We start from the raw sequence: 486 nt of genomic DNA, 5'->3' as shown, positions 1-486 counted from the left end.
GATTTCGAGCAGCCGCCCGGTGCCGGTGCCGAGATCGAGCATCGACTGGAACGGCCGCTTGCCGACCAGTTTCAGCATTGCGGCTTCGACGGCGCGGTCCGGCACATGAAGCGAGCGGATATGGTCCCAGCTTGCCGCATTCACGGAAAAATACTCGACCGCCCGGTCCTGCCGCTTGCGCTTGACCGAGGCCAGGCGCTCAAGATCGCGCTCGACCTGCGGATCGGCGCCGCGAATGCCGGAAACCAGGCCCATGACGAAGTCACGCGCGGAATCCGCATCCGACAGGCGGAAGAAGGCCCAGGACCCTTCCTGGTAGCGGCCGATCAGCCCTGCCTCCAGAAGCAGCTTCAGGTGCCGCGAAACGCGCGGCTGCGACTGGCCGAGAATTTCGGTAAGATCGGAAACGGTGAGGTCACCGCGCGACAGAAGTGCCAGTATGCGCAATCGGCTGGATTCGGCCGCCGCCTTTAACGTATCCACCAT

Annotated in this window: 1 protein-coding gene; it reads right to left on the bottom strand. The window is 64.0% G+C overall.

The features are described from left to right. Positions 1–486 (bottom strand): metalloregulator ArsR/SmtB family transcription factor (locus EN991_RS39330; RefSeq protein WP_164769819.1); only part of this gene is annotated, 486 nt, incomplete at both ends.

Source organism: Mesorhizobium sp. M7A.F.Ca.US.005.03.2.1, assembly GCF_003997795.1.
In the GTDB taxonomy this organism is placed as follows: Bacteria; Pseudomonadota; Alphaproteobacteria; order Rhizobiales; family Rhizobiaceae; genus Mesorhizobium; species Mesorhizobium ciceri.
The sequence above is the reverse complement of the archived record's forward strand: the minus strand, read 5'-3'. Positions and strand labels throughout refer to the sequence as shown.